The organism is Antricoccus suffuscus, assembly GCF_003003235.1.
GTDB lineage: Bacteria > Actinomycetota > Actinomycetes > Mycobacteriales > Antricoccaceae > Antricoccus > Antricoccus suffuscus.
This window is the reverse complement of record NZ_PVUE01000008.1, coordinates 88,262-107,395: the sequence shown is the minus strand read 5'-3', so window position 1 is coordinate 107,395 and position 19,134 is coordinate 88,262. Positions and strand designations below refer to the sequence as shown.

Annotated in this window: 15 protein-coding genes and 1 riboswitch; of the genes, 4 read left to right on the top strand and 11 right to left on the bottom strand. The window is 63.3% G+C overall.

Annotated features, from left to right (window positions below; genetic code table 11):
* The first annotated feature begins 48 nt into the window (after positions 1–48).
* From cbiE to CLV47_RS11170, 3 genes are read left to right on the top strand one after another with little or no spacing between them, the layout of a single operon-like run.
* Entirely contained in the window at positions 49–1,350 is a 1,302-nt protein-coding gene (cbiE, locus tag CLV47_RS11180) for a precorrin-6y C5,15-methyltransferase (decarboxylating) subunit CbiE (RefSeq protein WP_238145365.1), read from the top strand.
* The gene (locus CLV47_RS11175) at positions 1,317–2,099 is read left to right on the top strand and encodes a cobalt-precorrin-4/precorrin-4 C(11)-methyltransferase (RefSeq protein ID WP_238145363.1); all 783 of its coding nucleotides are present in this window, start codon (positions 1,317–1,319) and stop codon (positions 2,097–2,099) included. Before cbiE ends, CLV47_RS11175 begins: the two co-directional genes overlap by 34 nt.
* Before the next feature lie 34 nt (positions 2,100–2,133).
* Positions 2,134–2,823, top strand: coding sequence for a GntR family transcriptional regulator (locus tag CLV47_RS11170; RefSeq protein WP_106349122.1), 690 nt, complete (start codon positions 2,134–2,136; stop codon positions 2,821–2,823).
* Here CLV47_RS11170 and CLV47_RS11165 read toward each other — a convergent pair whose 3' ends face one another.
* From CLV47_RS11165 to CLV47_RS21830, 10 genes are all read right to left on the bottom strand, one after another.
* On the bottom strand, positions 2,824–3,981 hold the full coding sequence (locus tag CLV47_RS11165) for an acyl-CoA dehydrogenase family protein (protein ID WP_106349121.1): 1,158 nt from the start codon (positions 3,979–3,981) through the stop codon (positions 2,824–2,826).
* Positions 3,982–4,077: 96 nt separating this feature from the next.
* Positions 4,078–4,755 carry a TetR/AcrR family transcriptional regulator gene (locus CLV47_RS11160; RefSeq protein ID WP_106349120.1) on the bottom strand — a complete coding sequence of 226 codons (678 nt, stop codon included), beginning with the start codon at positions 4,753–4,755 and terminating at the stop codon, positions 4,078–4,080.
* Between the two features lie 28 nt (positions 4,756–4,783).
* A complete protein-coding gene (locus tag CLV47_RS11155; RefSeq protein WP_106349208.1) occupies positions 4,784–6,058 on the bottom strand; it encodes an acyl-CoA dehydrogenase family protein in 1,275 nt (424 codons plus the stop codon).
* Positions 6,059–6,183: 125 nt separating this feature from the next.
* Positions 6,184–7,437, bottom strand: a complete 1,254-nt coding sequence (locus tag CLV47_RS11150; RefSeq protein WP_106349119.1) for an ABC transporter substrate-binding protein — start codon at positions 7,435–7,437, stop codon at positions 6,184–6,186.
* A 186-nt stretch (positions 7,438–7,623) separates the two neighbouring features.
* Positions 7,624–8,883 carry an ABC transporter substrate-binding protein gene (locus CLV47_RS11145; RefSeq protein WP_106349118.1) on the bottom strand — a complete coding sequence of 420 codons (1,260 nt, stop codon included), beginning with the start codon at positions 8,881–8,883 and terminating at the stop codon, positions 7,624–7,626.
* A 205-nt stretch (positions 8,884–9,088) separates the two neighbouring features.
* Positions 9,089–10,006 (bottom strand): enoyl-CoA hydratase, encoded by a 918-nt coding sequence (locus CLV47_RS11140; RefSeq protein ID WP_106349117.1) that lies wholly within the window; start codon positions 10,004–10,006, stop codon positions 9,089–9,091.
* A gap of 148 nt (positions 10,007–10,154) precedes the next feature.
* Positions 10,155–11,072, bottom strand: coding sequence for a hypothetical protein (locus CLV47_RS11135; RefSeq protein ID WP_106349116.1), 918 nt, complete (start codon positions 11,070–11,072; stop codon positions 10,155–10,157).
* A gap of 169 nt (positions 11,073–11,241) precedes the next feature.
* Complete coding sequence (locus CLV47_RS11130; RefSeq protein ID WP_106349115.1) at positions 11,242–12,759, bottom strand: precorrin-2 C(20)-methyltransferase; 1,518 nt, start codon at positions 12,757–12,759, stop codon at positions 11,242–11,244.
* Positions 12,759–13,409 (bottom strand): precorrin-8X methylmutase, encoded by a 651-nt coding sequence (locus CLV47_RS11125; protein WP_238145361.1) that lies wholly within the window; start codon positions 13,407–13,409, stop codon positions 12,759–12,761. The genes CLV47_RS11130 and CLV47_RS11125 overlap by 1 nt, the downstream gene beginning before the upstream one ends.
* A gap of 1 nt (position 13,410) precedes the next feature.
* Positions 13,411–14,556 (bottom strand): hypothetical protein, encoded by a 1,146-nt coding sequence (locus CLV47_RS21830; RefSeq protein WP_146135361.1) that lies wholly within the window; start codon positions 14,554–14,556, stop codon positions 13,411–13,413.
* A 4-nt stretch (positions 14,557–14,560) separates the two neighbouring features.
* Positions 14,561–14,713, top strand: a riboswitch (cobalamin riboswitch).
* 33 nt (positions 14,714–14,746) lie between these two features.
* Between CLV47_RS21830 and cobN the strand changes: the two genes are divergently transcribed.
* Complete coding sequence (gene cobN / locus CLV47_RS11110; protein WP_106349113.1) at positions 14,747–18,406, top strand: cobaltochelatase subunit CobN; 3,660 nt, start codon at positions 14,747–14,749, stop codon at positions 18,404–18,406.
* On the opposite strand, the gene CLV47_RS11105 is transcribed toward cobN, so the two are convergent.
* Positions 18,407–19,117: a (2Fe-2S)-binding protein gene (locus CLV47_RS11105; protein ID WP_106349112.1), complete on the bottom strand. Its 711-nt coding sequence runs from the start codon at positions 19,115–19,117 to the stop codon at positions 18,407–18,409.
* Between the last annotated feature and the right edge of the window lie 17 nt (positions 19,118–19,134).

Below are 19,134 nucleotides of genomic sequence, written 5' to 3'. Positions count from 1 at the left end.
CTGATCATCCCACAACCCGGTTCGCGCGGTTACGGCTAGTCTGGCGATGTGAGTACGCCGGATCGTGAACCAACGCCAGATACGCCCCGATCGACCTTCGATCCCGGCCGCACGCAACGTGGTGGCCTCATCCAGGTCGTCGGCATCGGCGCCGACGGCATCGAGGGCCTCAGCGAGCACGTCCGCGAAATCATCCACGACGGCCAGGTCATCTTCGGCAGCCCGCGGCAGTTGGCGGCAATCACCGCCACCGATGGTCAGGAGCTGGTCGCGTGGCCGCGGCCATTGCTCCCGGCGCTGCGCGAGACGCTCGACCAGCACAAGCACAAGCGTCGCGTCGTATTGGCCTCCGGCGACCCGCTGCGCTCCGGAATCGGCACGACGCTGATCTCGGTCTTCGGTTCGGGCAATATCCGCATCATCCCCACCGTTTCCTCCGACGCGCTGGCGCGAGCCCGGCTGGGCTGGTCAGCGGAGTCCTCCGACGTGATCACGGTCGTCGGTCGACGCACATCGCTGGTATTGCGCGCACTGGCACCCGGCCGGCGCCTCGTCGTACTGTCCAGCGACGAGGCCACCCCGCGTGAGATCGCGCGCCTGCTGACCGACGCCGGCTACGGGCCGACGACCCTGACGGTGCTAGGCAACCTCGGCGGACCCACCGAATCGGCGCTGTCAGGTACGGCGCGGCAGTGGTCCGGCAGCGACGTACCCGAGTTTCCGCGGCTCAACGTCGTGTGCTGCGAGTGCCAGGCCGACCCCGACATCGCCGTGCTGCCAACGATCGCGGGCCTACCCGACACAGCTTACGAGCATGACGGGCAGCTCACCAAGCGGGAAATCCGTGCGTCGGCACTGGCACACCTCGCCCCGTCGCCGGGCCACCTACTGTGGGACGTCGGTGCCGGCGCCGGATCGATTGCCATCGAATGGATGCGCGCCGACGCGCGTGCACAGGCCATTGCGATCGAGAAGTCCCCGGACCGTGCGGCCGCGATCCGCCGAAACGCCGACCGACTCGGCGTACCGGACCTCCATGTCGTCACCGGCGACGCGCCGGACGCGTTTGTCGGTTTGCCTACGCCACAGGCGATCTTCATCGGGGGCGGCGCGACCGCCGAGGGTCTACTGGATGCCTGCTGGTCGGCACTCGGCGCAAGAGGGCGCCTCGTCGTACACGCCGTCACCGTGCAGACCGAGGCGCTTTTACATGCGGCCCAGGCGAAGTACGGTGGAGAACTCGTGCGTGTATCGGTTGAATACCTGCAACCCATCGGCTCGTTCAGCGGATGGGCCCCGTCCCGCGCGGTGACCCAATGGAGCGCGACGAGACCGGCCCGAAACTCATGACAGTCCACTTCATCGGCGCCGGCCCCGGAGCCGCGGATCTACTAACGCTACGTGCCACCGCGCTCCTCGGCGCTTCGCAGGTATGCCTGTATGCCGGCACTTATGTCACCGACGACGTACTTGAGCACTGCCCTCCTGGCGCGACACTGATCGACACTCAGCACCTCAACCTCGACCAGATCACCGCGCACGCCGTACAGGGACACGCGGCCGGCCATGACGTTGCCCGACTGTGCAGTGGCGACCCATCGCTCTACTCTGCCTTGGCCGAGCAAACCCGGCGGCTGGATGCCGCGGGAGTGCCGTGGGACGTGACTCCCGGCGTACCAGCGTATGCCGCTGCGGCGGCGCTACTCGGCCGCGAGCTCACCGTCCCGGAAGTCGCGCAGACCGTCATCCTCACCCGCGCGCAGGCCGACTCAACGAAGATGCCGGAGACGGAATCGCTTGCCTACCTGGCGCAATCGCGAGCTACTTTGGCTCTGCACCTGGCGATCCGGCATATCAGGCGCCTCGCGGCCGAGCTGGCTGGACCGTACGGCGCAGGGTGCCCCGCGATAGTCGTTGCGAACGCCGAGCAGCCGGACCAGCAGATACTCCGCGGCACACTTGAGACGATCGCCGACCACGTCGAAGCGGCCGGAATCCGCCAAGCGGCGCTGATCTTCGTGGGTCACGCGCTCGAATCGGTCAGCTTTGCCGAATCTCATCTCTACTCGAAGCGTGACCGCGGCCGGCCGGCCCCATAGAATATTGAGGATCCCCATAACAACGGAGACCCTGATGGCCAACGGCAAGAAGCTCGCTCCCCTCAACGGCGGCGCCAAACACGCCCAGCTCAGCGAGAAAGTCGCTATGCGCGTGCGAGAGGCCATCATGGTCGGCGACTACCGGTCGCCGGACTATATCCGCACCGAACAGCTTGCGGCAGATCTCGGTGTCAGCCCGACTCCAGTCCGTGAGGCCCTCATGGTTCTGGCGAGCGAGGGGTCGGTCAAGTGGGAGCCGCGGCGCGGGTTTCGCGTCGTACACCTCAGCGCCCGCGATATCCGAGACCTCTTCCTCGTGCAGGCCTTCGCCGCGGGAGAGCTAGCCGCGCGAGCTACGACGCTGCTCACTGACGATGACCTGGACCGTCTCGACGAGATCCAAGCCAAGCTCAAGGCCGAACACAAGAAGGGCCGCTTCGCCGAGGTCGATCGGCTCAACCACGAGGTGCACCGCATGGTCAATAACGCAGCGGATTCCGCTCGACTGGCCAACTTGCTGCGTACGACGGTGCAGTACGTCCCGCTCTCGTCGTACGGCGAGATCACTGGCTGGGCCAACGCTTCTGCGCACGACCACGCGGCGATCTTTAAGGCATTTCGGTCACGTGATGCCGACGCCGCCCGCGAGGCGATGAGCAAGCACATCAATCACGTCGGCGATCTACTGGTCGCGCACCTCAAGCGTCATATCGGCCTGGACTAGTTACTCGTCTAACCCGCCGCGCTCAACCAGCTGGCGAACAATGACGTTTTGCTGAATCTCGTTGGTTCCTTCACCGACGATCATCAGTGGGGCGTCCCGAAAGTATCGTTCGACGTCAAACTCCGTCGAGTAGCCGTAGCCGCCGTGTACCCGAAGGGCATCCAGCGCGACCTCCATGCCGACTTCGGAGCAGAAGAGCTTGGCCATCCCGGCCACCATGTCCGAGCGTCCGCCCCCGTCGTACGACTCGGCCGCGTGCCACAGCAGTTGCCGAGCGGCGGTGAGCTTGGTGCCCATGGTCGCGAGGTGATTGCCGACCGCCTGGTGCTTCCAGATCGGCTTGCCCATGCTCTCGCGGTCCTGCGCATACTGCAGGGCGTCGTCGAACGCCGCCCGCGCGACACCGGTCGCGCGCGCCGCGACCTGGATACGGCCGATTTCCAGGCCGCGCATCATTTGGGCAAAGCCCTTGCCCTCTTCGCCGCCGAGTAAGGCGTCGGCCGGCACCCGGCAGTCGTCGAACGTCAGCTCGCAGCTCTCGACGCCTTTGTAACCAAGCTTGGGCAGGTCTTTGGAGACCTCAAAGCCGGGCACCTTCTCCACCAGCAGGATGCTGATGCCCTTGTGGGCCGGGGTCGCGGTGGGGTCGGTCTTACAGAGCAACGCGACAACACCGGACTTGCGGGCGTTGGTGATCCAGGTTTTCGAGCCGTTGATGACGTAACTGTCGCCGTCCTTCTTCGCGACCGTGCGCATTGCCTGGAGGTCCGAACCACCACCGGGCTCGGTAAGCGCCATCGTTGCGCGCAACTCGCCGGTGGCCATGCGTGGTAGGTACTTCTGCTTCTGTTCCTCGGTGCCGTATGTCAACAGCAGTTTTGACACGACGGTATGTCCGCCCATCGCGCCGGCCAGGCTCATCCAGCCGCGGGCCAGCTCTTCGGTGACGCGCGCGTAGCAAGGCGTCGACACCTTGACATCGCCGTACGGCTCGGGGATCGCCAGCCCGAAGATGCCCATCCTCTTCATCTGCTCGATGAACTCGGTCGGATACTCGTTTGCGTGCTCGATCCGCTGGACGTTGGGCTTGACCTGTTCGTCGACGAAGTCGCGCACGGCTTCGACGATCGCTTGTTCTTCCTCATTGAGCGCAAGCATGCGGCTACTCCTTACAACTACGACAGCGGACTACCGTGGATTCTATAGAATTTACGTCGCTCGATGCAATGCGTAGCCGAGTTCGATGAGTCTCAGTTAGTCGATCCTCGTTGTCGACGTACGCCGGCGGCCGTCGACCAACCGCCGCGTCTCGTCGCCAAGCGGTGCTTGAAGGATCGCCGCGACGAGGTCGATCAGCTGGGCGGTAAAGAGCCGGTCGCTGCGTTTAGGCCCCGACCGGGCACGCCGCCCAAACTCGAGATGGGCAAACCTCATCGCGGTAAACCTGCGGTGAAACGGCTCGCCGATCGTGCCCTCAGGGAGCAACGGCCGCACGAGTCTGCCCCACCGGCGCATGCTGTCGGTCGAGCCAGTGAGGATCAGATGAAGCGGATCGTCCTCGTCAATCGTTCTAGTTGCGCCGTACATCAGCTCGGCGACGACGATTAGGAACGCCGGACCGCCGTCGCCAGGTTTGAGCTTCGGAATCAGCGGGCGCACGTAAGCCGCGGACAGCTCAGCGAGTGTCCGCGGCTCGTGCGCCTCGATTTCGTCGAGAAGAGCATGTCGCCGCTCCTCGATTTCCGGATCGTGCTTCGCGATAATCGCGCGCAAGATCCCATCCCTGTCGCCGAAGTGGTACTGCAACGCAGTCGCGTTCTTCTGCCCGGCGTTGCGGGTGATTTCACGCAGTGACGCACCGTCGATGCCTCGTTCGGCGAAGAGTTGCTCGGCCGAGGACACCAGGCGTGCCCGCGCGTCGGTGTGGAGCATTGACTTGTCCAGTTACCCGTTCGGCGTACTACTTATCGACACCGAGTAACTTACGTGCCTCAGCCGTGCGAGTCGGGATGTGCGCCGACGGCCAGCGCTCGTCGCCGGCCTCGTAGTCACGCAGCACCTGTTTGGCGACGGTGACCTGGTGCACCTCGGTCGGCCCGTCTGCGATGCCCATGACCTGCGCACCAATCATCATCGACGAGAACGGCATCTCGCCAGAGATCCCCAAAGCGCCGTGCAACTGCATCGAACGCTGCACGATGTCGTGATAGACCTTCGCCATCGCTACCTTGACGCCCGCGATGTCCTTACGGACTTTCATATAGTCCTGGTATTTGTCGATCTTCCACGCCGTACGCAGCACGAGCAGTCGGAACTGCTCGAACTCGATCCAGCTGTCGGCGATCTTCTGCTGCGTCATCTGCAGGTCTGCGAGCTTGCCGTTACGCGTACGCCGCGACAGTGCGCGCTCACACATCAGATCGAATGCCTTACGGCACTGCGCGATCGTCCGCATCGCGTGGTGAATGCGGCCGCCACCGAGCCGGGTCTGCGCGATAGCGAAGGCGCCACCTTCCTCACCGAGCAGCGCATCGAATGGAAGGCGCACGTCGTTGTAGCGGATGTAAGAGTGACTCTGGTGGCTCGTGTCGGGCCCCGCCCCCGTGCTGCGGATGATCTCCACGCCGGGAGTCTCCTTAGGCACGATGAACATCGACTGACCGTGGTAGGTGCTCTTCTCGGTGTCGGTCACGGCCATCACAATGAAGAACTCGGAGTACGGCGCGTTGGATGAGAACCACTTCTCCCCGCTCAAGACCCAGCCATCACCGTCGCGCACGGCCTTGGTCTCGAACAGCGCCGGATCGGCTCCCGCCTGCGGCTCAGTCATCGAGTAGCAAGAGTGGATGTCGCCATCGAGCAGCGGCTGCAGATAGCGCTTCTTCTGCTCCTCAGTGGCGTAGTGAGCAAGGATTTCCGCGTTTCCGGAGTCAGGCGCTTGGCAACCGAAAACGATCGGCGCCCAGCTGGAGCGGCCGAGGATCTCGTTGAGAAGTGCGAGTTTGACCTGGCCGTAGCCCGGACCACCGAGGTCTGGCCCAAGATGGCAGGCCCAGAGACCTTTGTCCTTTACTTCCTTCTGCAGTGGCTTGAGGGCAGCGACTGCTTCTTTGTCGGACTTGTCGTACGGGTTCTTGTAGACATAGTCCATCGGTTCGACCTTCGTGCGGACAAACTCATCCGCCCAGTCGAGTAGTTTCTGGTATTCGGCATCGGTTTCAAAATCCCAAGACATGACCTGATAATGCACTTGCATTAATTGGGAGTCAACCCCTAGCGCCGCAACTTCATCGAGATATGAGACCTGGCCGGTCGGCCGACCCACACTAGTGGTCGCCCAACCGGCCAGGTCGCAAGTAGTTATTTCTGGAACGGGAGCTTGTATTCGGTTGCTTCCTTCGAGGCCTCAGCCTTTTGTACGGTGACCAATTTCCCGTCGACCGACGCGTCAGGCTTCAAGATCAACGTCGCGCGTGTCGATGGCTCGCCGACCTTGGAGAAGTCCAACGGCGCCGTGATTCCTTGCGTTTCAAGCTTCGTGACCTTCTTCGACGCGGCGATTACCCCGTCGCGCGTGAGATCCTTTGCGTCGCAAGCCTCTTCAAGGATTCCCTGCCACAGCAGTCCCGATAGATACCCGAGCCCAACTGTCTTGTTAGGAATATCGGTAAATTGCGCTTTGAACTTGGCGGCGACGTCGGCCATGGCAGGGTCCGCGAACGGGACGCTGTAGTTGGATAGGTAGTAGTTGTCCATGGCAGCGGCCGCTGGCGTATCCATCAAAGGAGCATCGAAAGACGGGTTATTGCCGACCATTGGTACGTCGAGACCCTGGTTCTTCGCCTGCGTCACGATCGATCCGAGTTGAGCGGTGCTGGTGGACAGCATCAGCCCCTTAACACCCTCACTCTTCATCTTCGTGATTGTGGCTGACATGTCATTGTCAGTGGCGGTCAGCTTCTGCTCCACCACCGTCATATTGTGCTTCCCGGCGTAGAACTTGCTGCCAGCAAGAGCGTTCGCGCCATACTCGCCATCGATATAGATGTGGCCGACCTTGTCGCCGTCGGCGATGAGGCCCTGTTTCTGCAGGAAGGCCATGCCGTTTATCGTCTCCACGTCGTACGACGCACCGATCATCAGCAGCGTCTCGACGTCGAGGTTCGTCGATGCCCACGACGCCGGGATGAATAGGATCTTGTCGGAGTTGAGCTGGCCCTTCAGCGCGGCGATCATCGGTGAGCCGAGCAACTGCATCATGCCGAGAATGCGATCTTTCTGGGCGGCATACAGCGAAATCGCCTTATCCGTGTGGTATCCCATGTCCTGACTGTCGATCTTGATCTTGCGATCGCAGATCCCGCCTGCGGCGTTGATCTCATCGACCCAGACTTGGGCGCCCTGGCTCACGCTGAGCCCGCCGATCTTGAACGCACCCGAGTGGTCGGTCAACTCACCGAGCGTGATCTCGGTGTCGCTCACGCCGTAGTCGGTCTTGATGCCGTCGGACCCAGTGGTAGCCGCGCCTCCCGAACCGCCCTTAGTCGAACAGCCAGTAGTGATGGCAAGGGCGAGCACGCCCACCGTCGCCGTCACCGCGAATCTCTTCCGCATAATTCTCCGTTGCTATATAGCGATCCCCCAGCGAGACCACGGCAAATATTGCGACGGGAAGATTCTGTAGTCAATAGAATTGTGCTTTCTTTAACATGAACCTCACGCGTGACAACGAACACAAAGCACGCTGCCGCGGCACCTTGACGGTGCCGCGGCAGTGTTTGGTGCGTGTGTCGTACAGAGCTACTTCTGGTACGGCGTCTTGTACGCCTTAGCTTCCTTCGACTCGTACTTCGCTGCCAACGTGCTCAGCCCACCCGGCTGCGCTGCATCGGGCTTCAGGATGAACGAAGCGCGCGAGGAGGGTGCGCCTTCGAGCGAGAAGTCCAGCGGCGCGGTGACGCCCTTCGTGTCTACGTCGGACAGACTCTTGGCTACCTTGACCACACCGTCACGCGTCAGGTCCTTGTCGTCGCACGCCTTCTGCAGGATCTCGCCCCAGATCACCCCGGCGACGTAGCCGTACGCCGCGGTCTTGTTCGGCGGATCAGTCGTGGCCGCCGTGTATGCCGCAGCGACCTTCGACATTGCCGGATCCGAGAAGGGTACGGCGTAGTTCATCAACATGAAGTTCTTCAACAACGCCGGCGCAGCAGGAGTGTCGAGCAATGTCGCGTCGAACGACGGGTTATTGCCAAGCATGGGAACGTCGAGCCCTTGGTTAAGCGCCTGGGCGGCGACCGCGGCGGTCTGCTTGGGCGTCGTAGTGACGAGGAGAAGCTTGACGCCTTCGCTCTTCATCTTGGTAACGATCGACGACATATCGACATCATTCGAGGTCAACTTGCCCTCGACGATGGTCATCTTGTGCTGTTCGGCGTAGTTCTTGCTGCCCTCGAGCCCGTTTTGGCCATATTCGCTATCGACGTACACGTGCCCGATCTTGTCACCGTCTGCGATAACGCCTTGCTCCTGCAGATATGCCAGGCCGTTGATCATCTCAAGGTCGTACGACGGGCCGATCATCATGGCCATCGGCGTATCGAGGTTGGACGACGCCCACGAGTCGGGCATGAAGATGATCTTGTCGCTAGTCATTTCCTTCTTCAGCGCGGCGATCATCGGCGACCCGACGATGCTGACCAGTCCAAGAATGTCGTCCTTCATCCCGGCGTACAGCGACACAGCCTTCTCGGTGGAATAGCCCATGTCCTGCAGATCGACCTTGACCTGCCGACCGCAAATTCCGCCAGCCTTGTTGACGTCGTCCATCCAAACTTGGTAGCCGTGGGCCAAGCTGATGCCCGAGACCTTGAACGGACCGGAGTTGTCGGTCAGGTCGCCCAGCGTGATCGTGTCTTTCGTGACGCCAAAGTCCGTTTTGACCCCGTCGTCACCGGTCTTCGCTTCCCCAGCCCCTCCGCCCTTGGTCGAGCATCCGGACGTGACCGCGAGGGCGAGAAACCCTGCGATCGCCGTGACAGCGAACCTATGGTTGCGCATTCATAAACCTCTTTCGATATGCCAGTATGCCGTCGTGTACACGAACGGTCGCACCGCATACTTCAGAAGACGTGTGGTCCGCGTCAAGACGGCTGGACATACTGTGACTGACTTTTAACCGGGGCGACCCCGATGCTGATTACGCGTTCGCAATACGCACGTCGGTAACGCCCTTAACGTTCAACTCACGCCCGCGTGCGGCGTTTTAGTTGGTTGGAGCCGGCGGATATACGTCGTCTTTGACGGCGGGCAACATCGGCCCGGACTCGTTCCATTCCTCGGCACCTTTGCCCGGCACCGGTACGATCCCGTCGCCGCCGGTGTGGACCTGCCAGTGCGCGTGGTTCATCTGGTGCAGGTTGAACGCCGCCTGCAGCGAGTTGTAGAAGCCTTGGTTGTCGACCGTCTGGTTGACACTTTCCTTGATCATCAAGGCCGTCGCGGACGGGCGCTTGGCGATTCGGCGGGCAAACTCGATGGTTTTGTCGGCGAGTTCTTCGGTCTTGAATACCTTGTTCACCATGCCAAGCCGATAGGCCTCTTCCGCTTCGATCCCGTCACCGGTCAGCAGCAGCTCTTTCGCCTTGCGTGGACCGAACTCCCAAGGGTGCGCGAAGTATTCGAGACCGCACATACTCAGCCGCGACCCGACCGGATCGCAGAAAAACGCATCCTCGGCCGCCACAATCAAGTCACAACACCACGTGAGCATGAGTCCTCCGGCAATGACCGGCCCGTTGACCGACGCGATCGTAATCTTGCGAAGGTCCCGCCAACGGCGAGTATTGGTCAGGTAGTAGTGCCACTCCTGGCGCCACGTGCGCTCGACCGCGTCCTTGGTCGCGCCGTTGGTCGAGAAACTTGGATGCTGATTCGGGCCGGGCTCACGCTCGGCGAGCGAGTCCTTGGAGCCAAGATCATGGCCCGACGAAAACGACCCGCCCTCACCACGGAGTATGACGACCTTGACCGCATCGTCACGCTCGGCCGCCATAAACGCATCGTCCACTTCGACCAGCAATCCGCGGCTCTGCGCATTTCGCTGCCGCGGGCGGTTGAGGCTGATGATCGCGATCGCGCCATCGTCGATGGTTTCGTACTTGACCCAGGAATACTCGCTCATTCGGCCATCCTCGCACGATCCGTCACAAAGTTCGGCTCCGTCCGTCACAAAATCCCTGTCCATCCGTCACAAAGTTCGACTCCGTCCGTCACAAAGTTCGGCTCCGTCCGTCGCAAAATCCCGTTCGGCGGCATACTCAACGAGTGCGTCACCACATCCGTGGTAGCCGTGGCTCTATATCTAGCCACTTGCCGAGACATAGCTCAAAACCCGCGTCCGGGCCTAAGATCTTTCGTTTATCCCCGACCACAAATCGCCAGCCCTCGAGCTCGTGCAGATAGTCGCGACGTTGTTCATCGTGTTCGCGGTCGGCGGTGCTCGTATGGAACTCCTTGCCGTCGTACTCGCTCGCAATACGCAAGCTCTTGTAACCCATATCTATGCGCGCGATCTCCACACCATTCCGGTCATTGATACAGATCTGCAAATCGGGCCGCGGAAATCCCGCGTCGATAACGCGCAACCGCATCCAGGACTCTCCCGGTGACTCAGCCCGTGGGTCGATCAGCTCGGCAAGCTGACGTGCTTGGATGATTCCCGGAAAGCGGCGAAGCCTCCTGAGGTAGCCGCGAACCTCTTCGGCAGAAACAAGGTTTGCCCTCGTCAGCCCATCGGCGGCAGCGAGCGCGTATGGACGCCACAGTCCGCGCAGAAGGTCAGCCGACGTCCGTACAGGCGTGGTGATGAGCAGTGAATCCAGTTCCGTGACATCGTTCTGATCGATGTAGGCCTCGCGGCAGTGTGAAAATCGCTGCCGAACTCGCGAAGCTCCATGGGGTATCACTAACGATGGGACCATCAGGAACCGATCACTTGGCCTGAAGGTATCGACACCATAGACCCACGACGCGGAGCAATCACTAACCACGGCGTAAGGCGGCGTAACTAGTTTTATTGCGCGCAACCGTAACTCGCGGCTGTCCGAGACCTCGCCGTCGACGTAAACACCATGAAACAGCCGACGTAGATCATTCGCCCGTACGGCATCGAACAGCTGACTCCGGCTAAACCCCAGATCCCGGTATTGGTCGCCACGGAAAGGTATTCCGTCATTGATAAGTCCCATGTTTCAATTGCAGCGCCGACGCCGCCTGTCCGCACATCACTCAATGGCAAATGTGGATGACACACCCGTTGTGGATAGTGCCGAATTTTGTGACGGATCGCGGCGGATTTTGTGACGGACCGTGGCAAATTTTGTGACGGATCGCGGCGGATTTTGTGACGGATCGGGGCTAGGTCACTGAGCGGGGAGTCCAGACTTGGCCGGCGGGGGTGACTTGAGTTGAACTCGCGCCGACGATGAGCAGGCACTTCATATCGATCTGCTCCGGGTCGAGTTCGCCCAAGGTGGTGACCGTCAGCGACTCCTCGGATCGGCCGACATCCCGGCCGATGACCACCGGTACGTCGGCGGACCTTCGTGACAGCAGCGCGGCCTTCGCCATCGCAACCTGTTCGGTCCGCGACTTCGACCGTGGATTGTAGATCGCGAGAACGAGGTCAGACTCGGCGATCGCCAAGAGCCGACGCTCGATCACAGGCCACGGCTTGAGTCGATCAGACAGGGACATGACTGCGAAGTCCGCACCGAGCGGCGCACCCGCACGCGCCGCGACGGCCTGCGCTGCAGTCAATCCGGGAACAACCCGAATCGGTACGCCGGCGTACCTCTCGTCAGCAGCCGCCTCGAAAATAGCGGCCGCCATCCCAAAGACCCCTGCATCCCCACCCGATACGACAGCCACCTTCTCCCCCGCGGCCGCGAGGTCAAGCGCGTGACGGGCCCGGTCAAGCTCGACGGTGTTGCCAGAGGCATGCCTGGTGAGGCCAGGACGCTGCGGCACCCGGTTGACGTACGGCGCATAACCCACGACGTGCGACACCTCGGCGAGCAGGTCCGAGGCCTCCGGTGTCAGCCATCTGTCCGGACCAGGACCGAGCCCGACGATGACGACCTCCGCCGGTCCGGCGCTCGCCGCGGGCACCGAGACTTCCGGCGCCGCAGCGCGTCCGGCGGAGTCGGCGCGTTTGTCGATACCAGGTACGACGATCATCGAGAAGTACGGGACCGACGCTGAATCAACCTCGGTCACCGGCAGCACTCGCTGCTGCGACTTGCTCGCCCGCTCGACATACACCGCATCGCCGAGTCGACCCGACTCGCGCAACGCCTCCACGACAGCGGGAAACGTCCGGCCCAGCTTCATGATCACCGCACCCTCGGTGTCCGCCAGCCGCCGGGCGAGCTCGGGTTTCGGCAGCGTGCCAGGCAACACGGTCAGCACGTCCTCGTGTCGAACGAGCGGTACGGCGGCGGCCGCGGTCGATGCCGACACAGAGGTTACGCCCGGAATCACCTCGCACTCAAAGCGTGGTGACAGCCGGTCGTGCAGATACATAAAGGATCCGTAGAAGAGCGGGTCCCCTTCGGCGAGTACGACGACCGTCCGCCCGGCTTCAAGATGCACCGCGAGCCGATCGGCGGACTCGTCGTAAAAGTCATTGATAGCGCCGTAGTAACCGCCAGGATGAGGGCTTGAGCCGGTTGTCACCGGATATGCCAGCAGTTCTTCCAATGCACCGTCGGGGACCAGTGACGAGACGATATCTCGCGCGATCGACTTGCGCATTGGGCCCGAGTGGTAGGCGATCACGTCCGCCGCGCCAATGAGGCGGGCCGCTTTGAGGGTGACGAGCTCCGGATCGCCTGGCCCGACGCCAATCCCGTAGAGCCGTCCTGGGCTTGTCATCAGATCTCGCGTTCCTGCGCCAGCGCATTGATCGCCGACACGGCGAGCGCCGAACCGCCACGACGACCGTGTACGACGAGGTGCGGAATCGCAGGCGTAAAGGCCGTCAGCGCCAGCTTGGACTCGGCCGACCCGACGAAACCGACTGGTACGCCGACAATCGCGGCCGGGCGAGGTCCTCCTGCGGCGATCAACTCAAGCAGGTGGAACAACGCCGTCGGCGCATTACCGATCGCCACCACGGCGCCTTCGAGCCGGTCTCCCCACAACGAGACCGCCGCGGCCGAACGCGTTGTGCCCCATGTGCTCGCGAGCTCTGCAACTCGCGGGTCGCGCAACAGGCACACCACGTTGTTGTCTGCGGGCAGCCGTTTGCGCGTGATCCCGGACGCAATCATCATTGCGTCGGTAAAGATCGGCGCTCCGGACTCGAGAGCCGCACGGGCCGCCGCGACCAGCTGATCGTGTACGACGACGTCTGCCGGTAGGTCGACCTGGCCGCACGCGTGAATCATCCGCACGACGACGGCCCGCGCGTCGTGCGGAATCTGCGTCAGGTCCGCTTCGGCTCTGATCATCGCGAAAGATCGCTCATATATCTGCGATCCGTCGCGCTCGTAGTCGTAGACGCTCGGCGGCGGCGTGGTCACGTCAAGATCCATTCGTTGGGACGGCGTCGAAGCCATCGGGTGAGCTAACTACACGATGCGGTACGGCGGGCTGGCCGCAACGGCGATCGCAGGCGCTGATGTGCACAATCTCGTCTGGGGCTAGACCACCTGCCTCGACGATCCGCTCGGCGACTCTACGCGTGTCGAACGCGGCCCTTACGCAGCCGGGTGCTCCGGCGCAGGCAAAGACCCGGCTCCACGGCGACTGTGCGTCGGCGACAAGACCCGCCGCACTGAGCCGGGCCAGGGAATCGCCCGCCGCATCACGGTCGATCCCCGGTACGACGATGTCCCGCGCGGGCGTGATGACGAGCGATCCGTCACCCGCAACCTGCCCGAGGGCGCCAAGGTGGTCAGCGGTGAGCAGGCCGAGTGGCGCGTGAACATAGAGCGCGATCCGGCTATCGTCCTGCTTGAGTGTGCCCAGCGCGCGTGGCGTAGGCCGAACAGCAGACGCCACAACCCGCGATTGGACGATCTGGGCTCCCCCATCTGGCAGGTCAAAGACGCGCCACTGCGAATGACGCGCCTGCATGAATCGCTTCGCTCGCTCGACAATGACCGGCGCGGCCTCGGTCAATGCCAGGTGCTCGCCCAGCCCTTGGCGGCCGGCACGCAGAATTCCTCGAGTCCCATCGACCAACCGGTAGGACAAATCCGAGGTAAATGCCTCCATGTCGCCACGTCCGTCGTCCAAAGCGAAAAGAAAACGACCAGGAAGGTCGGCGAGGATCGGCTCGGAGGCGAGCAACCGATCAACCTGCGCCACAAGAGGACGGATATCGGCGAACCCGCCAAGGAGACCGGTCAGTGGCGAGGCGACGATGTTGCGGACACGCTCGTGCGTGGGGTACGGCAGGTAGCCCGCGTCGATAACGCCCTGGGCAAGTCGCTCGTCGACCTCTCCATCCGTCAGGGTCAAGCCGCGGACCTGCAGGTTCGCCCGCGACGTGATCGCAATGTGGCCATCGCCGTACGCCGTCGAAAGTCGTGACAGCGCAACCAATCCCGCGATCGTTGTCTGCCCGCCCGGCACCCGCAGCCTGATGAGCGCGCCGTCCGCCGCGACGAACGGACGCAACAGCCCGGGGCAGCGGTCTGGCTCGGCGTGGTCAGCTAATGTCACCGGCCCATCGTAGTGGGATTGTCGCCCGATAGGCTGAGCCGGCAACCCATCGATGGAATAGGAACCCGGTGCAACTCCGGGACGGTCCCGCCACTGTGAACGCGGCACGCACCAGCTGCCGCGCAAGTCAGGAACTAACCGCGATGGCATCTACGACTCGAGGCGCGGACCTCGATAAGGAGCTCGTCTCATGCCCCGCATCGCGCTGGTATCGACCTCAGACACCGACCTACTCTCGGCCCGGGCCAGCCAGGCCGACTACGTCTATGCCAATCCAACCAAGATCACGCTGGACGAGATGGGCTCGCTCTGTGACGGTGCCGACCTGATCGTTGCGCGCATCCTCGGCTCGCCCGAGTCATTGCGCGAGGAGTTCGACAGGATGCGCCAGACCGGCAAGCCGCTCGTCGTACTCGGTGGCGAACAGACACCCAACGCGTCCTTGATGGAGATCTCGTCCGTGCCGATGGGAGTCGCAGCCGACGCACACGTCTACCTCGCGGAGGGCGGTGCCGACAACCTCCGGCAGCTGCACGCGTTTCTCTGCGACACGATCCTGCTCACGGGTGAAGGATTCGAGCCGGCCCTGCGGATGCCCAACTGGGGCGAGCTCGATCGCCCGGCACCGGCCGGCCCGGCCACGGACGGGGCGGTCCGGCCACGCGTTGGAATTCTCTTCTACCGAGCGCAGTACACCGCCGCCAACACCGACTACGTCCATGGGCTTGCCGACGCTATCGATGACGCTGGCGGGGTTGGTATCCCGATCTTCTGCGCATCCCTGCGTGATGCACCGCACGATCTCCTGACTCATCTGGGAACTCTCGATGCGCTCGTCACTACGGTCCTCGCCGCGGGCGGTACAAAGCCCGGTACGGCGGGCGCCGGTCAGGATGACGAGGCCTGGGATGTGCGGGCCTTGGCGGCGCTCGATATCCCTATGCTGCAAGGGCTGTGCCTCACCTGGGACCGCGAGACCTGGGCTACCTCCGACGAGGGACTGTCACCGCTCGACGTCGCAACCCAAATCGCCGTACCCGAGTTTGACGGCCGCCTGATCACCGTGCCCTTCTCGTTCAAGGAGACCGACGCGGACGGACTGCCGCACTACGTTCCGGATGCTGAGCGGTGCGCTCGAGTCGCCGGGATCGCGGTCGCGCATGCAAGGTTGCGGCACATCCCGCCCGCCGATCGCAAGATCGCGGTCGTGCTGTCTGCCTATCCGACCAAACACTCCCGTATCGGTAACGCGGTCGGGCTCGACACGCCAGTCTCCGTCGTCCGGCTCCTGCGCGCGATGCATGAGGCGGGCTACGACGTCGGCCCGGTCGGCACCAAAGACGCGCTCCCCGGGCTCGCTCCCCTTGAGCCTATTGAGGACGAGTCGCCCGATACGACTGCCGGAAATGCGCTCATCCACGCGCTCATCGAAGCCGGCGGGCAAGACGAAGAATGGCTCACCAACGAGCAGCTGTCCGGGCAGCCAGTGCGGATCAGGGCCGCCGACTATCGTGCTTGGCTCGCTGAGCTGCCGAAGCAGCTGGTCGACAGCGTGGTCGAGAAATGGGGCGAAGCCCCCGGGGAGTTGTTCGTCGATACCTCGCGCGATCCCGACGGCGAGATCGTCGTTGCCACCCTGCAAGCGGGCAACGTCCTGGTGATCGTCCAGCCGCCACGCGGGTTCGGCGAGAACCCGATCGCGATCTACCATGATCCGGATCTGCCTCCGTCGCACCATTACCTGGCTGTATACCGCTGGCTGGAGAAGTCGTTCGGCGCCCACGCCGTCGTACACATGGGCAAACACGGCAACATGGAATGGCTACCCGGCAAGAACGTCGGCATGTCGGCGGAATGTGCTGCCGACGCTGCAATCGGCAATATGCCGCTGATCTATCCGTTCCTCATCAATGATCCCGGCGAAGGCACTCAGGCAAAGCGACGCGCCCACGCGACGATCGTCGACCACCTCATCCCGCCCATGGCGCGCGCCGAGTCGTACGGCGACATCGCCCGCCTGGAGCAGCTTCTCGACGAGTACGGCAACGTCTCGGCGATGGACCCCGCCAAGGCGCCGGCAATGCGAGCGGAGATCTGGACGCTCATCCAGTCCGCGAAGATGGACCACGATCTCGGGCTTTCCGAGCGCCCGGACGACGAGGAGTTCGACCAGTTCGTCATGCACGTCGACGGTTGGCTCTGCGAGATCAAGGACGTACAGATCCGCGACGGGCTGCACATCCTCGGCGAAGCGCCGGCCGCTGAGGGCCGGATCAACCTCGTGCTGGCGATTCTTCGCGCCAACCAGGTGTGGGGTGGGACAGTCCAAGCCGTCCCCGGACTGCGAGTTGCCCTGGGGCTGAAGGAAAACGACAGTGAGCTCGCCGATGTCGACGCCGCCGAGGAGAAGGCCAAGGCGCTCGTGACCGCCCTTGATGCCGCGGGCTGGGCGCACGAGCGGGTCGACGAGATCGTCCTCGACGTACTCGGGGAGGCCAATCCCGACGTGAGTACGTCGTTGCACTTCGCTGCCACCGAGGTCATCCCGCGGCTCGATGCAACCCGCGGCGAGATCCCGGCGATACTCCACGCCCTTGACGGCGGATACATTCCGGCCGGCCCCTCGGGGTCGCCGCTGCGCGGCCTGGTCAACGTGCTGCCCACCGGGCGCAACTTCTACTCCGTCGATCCCAAGGCGATCCCGTCTCGCCTTGCCTACGACACCGGGGCCGCCATGGCCGAATCGCTTGTTGAGCGCTACAAGACCGACAACGGCGACTATCCCCGAAACGTCGGGCTCTCCGTCTGGGGCACGTCAGCGATGCGTACGTCGGGCGACGACATCGCCGAGGTGCTCGCTCTCATGGGCGTCATTCCTGAGTGGGACGAGGCATCACGTCGGGTCACCGGTCTGCGCGTCGTACCGCTCGAGGAGCTCGATCGGCCCCGGATCGATGTCACGGTGCGGATCTCGGGCTTCTTCCGTGACGCGTTCCCGCATGTGATCACGATGCTCGACGATGCGGTCCGGCTGGTCGCTGACCTCGACGAGCCTGATGAGCTGAACTTCGTCAAGGCTCATACGGCGGCCGACTTGAGCCAGCACGGCGACCAGCGTCGGGCGACCACGCGCATCTTCGGGTCCAAGCCCGGGTCGTACGGCGCGGGCATCCTGCCGCTGATCGAGTCCGGCAACTGGCGTGACGACAAGGATCTCGCCGAGGTCTACTCGGTCTGGGGCGGATTCGCGTATGGCCGCGACATGGACGGCGTCCCCGCACGTGACGATATGGAAGCCAACTACCGGCGGATCGCGGTCGCGGCTAAGAACACCGACACCCGCGAGCATGACATCGCTGACAGCGATGACTACTTCCAGTACCACGGCGGCATGGTCGCGACCGTGCGTGCGCTGACCGGCACCGCGCCGGCGGCGTACGTCGGCGACTCGACGGTGTCCGATGCTGTCCGCACGCGGTCTCTGACCGAGGAGACGGCACGCGTCTTCCGGGCGAGGGTCGTCAACCCGCGCTGGATCTCCGCGATGCGCCGGCACGGCTACAAGGGCGCCTTCGAGCTGGCCGCGACCGTCGACTATCTCTTCGGGTACGACGCGACGGCTGGCGTCGTCACGGACTGGATGTACGAGCAACTGGCGCAGACATACGCGCTGGACAAGGTCAATCAAGACTTTCTGCGGCACGCGAATCCGTGGGCGTTACGCGGCATCATTGAGCGCCTCACCGAGGCGAGTGACCGGGGGCTCTGGGAGCAACCAGATCCAGAGCTCATGTCTCAACTCGCTCAGCTATACCTCGACGTCGAAGGCGACCTGGAGGATGACGAGTAGCTAGGTAAAAACACAGTCACCGCAGATCGCCTGCGGCGTAGACGAAGCCGTTCGGTAGATCAGACAGCAGCTGCGTCGCCGGAACTCAGGACCGAACGGCCCGGTCGACGACCTGTGGAGCCGTAAGCGTTGCGCGACAGACGCTGCCTGCGCGTAAACAGCATCGGACAGATCTGGACGCGTGGAAGCAACCATCCTCGCTGCCCCGTTGATAGCGGAGGCGACGTTGCCCCATAACAGAGCCTGGGAGACACCGCAGGCGGCTCTTGTCTCGGCGACGATCGCCGCGATCACTTCATCGAGCGCCCGAACCCCACCGCCTGCGTCCGTGGGGCCCGCGACGAACGCCGTGCTCGGCAAGGACAGCGGGAAAGCGCCACCAGGTTCGGGCTGCCACCACCAGCTGTCCACGTCGAAAACAAGCTGGCGCCCCACTGCCGCGGCAAAGCCGAGAACGGGTGAGAGCAGGCGGGCGACCACGCCGAGCTGCATCACCGACCCGGCGACGCGAAGCTCGACAGATTCTGCCGAAATCCGCGCGGAGGTGGCGAGCACGCTTCGTACGGCGGCAATACGGTCACCAAGTGCGTCGTCACCGTCGACAAGGTCGCGAATGGGTCGCCACGGCGCTACCGGGGAGGCGCCCGGCTTATGCCTCTCGACGGCGAAGAACGGCCCGCAGGCTTCAAGAGTTTGCAGGCCGTCCGTCACTGTAGCGACACCAAGTG

Coding starts and splice junctions, on each gene's coding strand:
- CLV47_RS11175 (WP_238145363.1), top strand. CDS start 1,317: ATGGAGCGCGACGAGACCGGCCCGAAACTCATGACAGTCCACTTCATC.
- CLV47_RS11170 (WP_106349122.1), top strand. CDS start 2,134: ATGGCCAACGGCAAGAAGCTCGCTCCCCTCAACGGCGGCGCCAAACAC.
- CLV47_RS11165 (WP_106349121.1), bottom strand. CDS start 3,981: ATGCTTGCGCTCAATGAGGAAGAACAAGCGATCGTCGAAGCCGTGCGC.
- CLV47_RS11160 (WP_106349120.1), bottom strand. CDS start 4,755: ATGCTCCACACCGACGCGCGGGCACGCCTGGTGTCCTCGGCCGAGCAA.
- CLV47_RS11155 (WP_106349208.1), bottom strand. CDS start 6,058: ATGTCTTGGGATTTTGAAACCGATGCCGAATACCAGAAACTACTCGAC.
- CLV47_RS11150 (WP_106349119.1), bottom strand. CDS start 7,437: ATGCGGAAGAGATTCGCGGTGACGGCGACGGTGGGCGTGCTCGCCCTT.
- CLV47_RS11145 (WP_106349118.1), bottom strand. CDS start 8,883: ATGCGCAACCATAGGTTCGCTGTCACGGCGATCGCAGGGTTTCTCGCC.
- CLV47_RS11140 (WP_106349117.1), bottom strand. CDS start 10,006: ATGAGCGAGTATTCCTGGGTCAAGTACGAAACCATCGACGATGGCGCG.
- CLV47_RS11135 (WP_106349116.1), bottom strand. CDS start 11,072: ATGGGACTTATCAATGACGGAATACCTTTCCGTGGCGACCAATACCGG.
- CLV47_RS11130 (WP_106349115.1), bottom strand. CDS start 12,759: ATGACAAGCCCAGGACGGCTCTACGGGATTGGCGTCGGGCCAGGCGAT.
- cobN (WP_106349113.1), top strand. CDS start 14,747: ATGCCCCGCATCGCGCTGGTATCGACCTCAGACACCGACCTACTCTCG.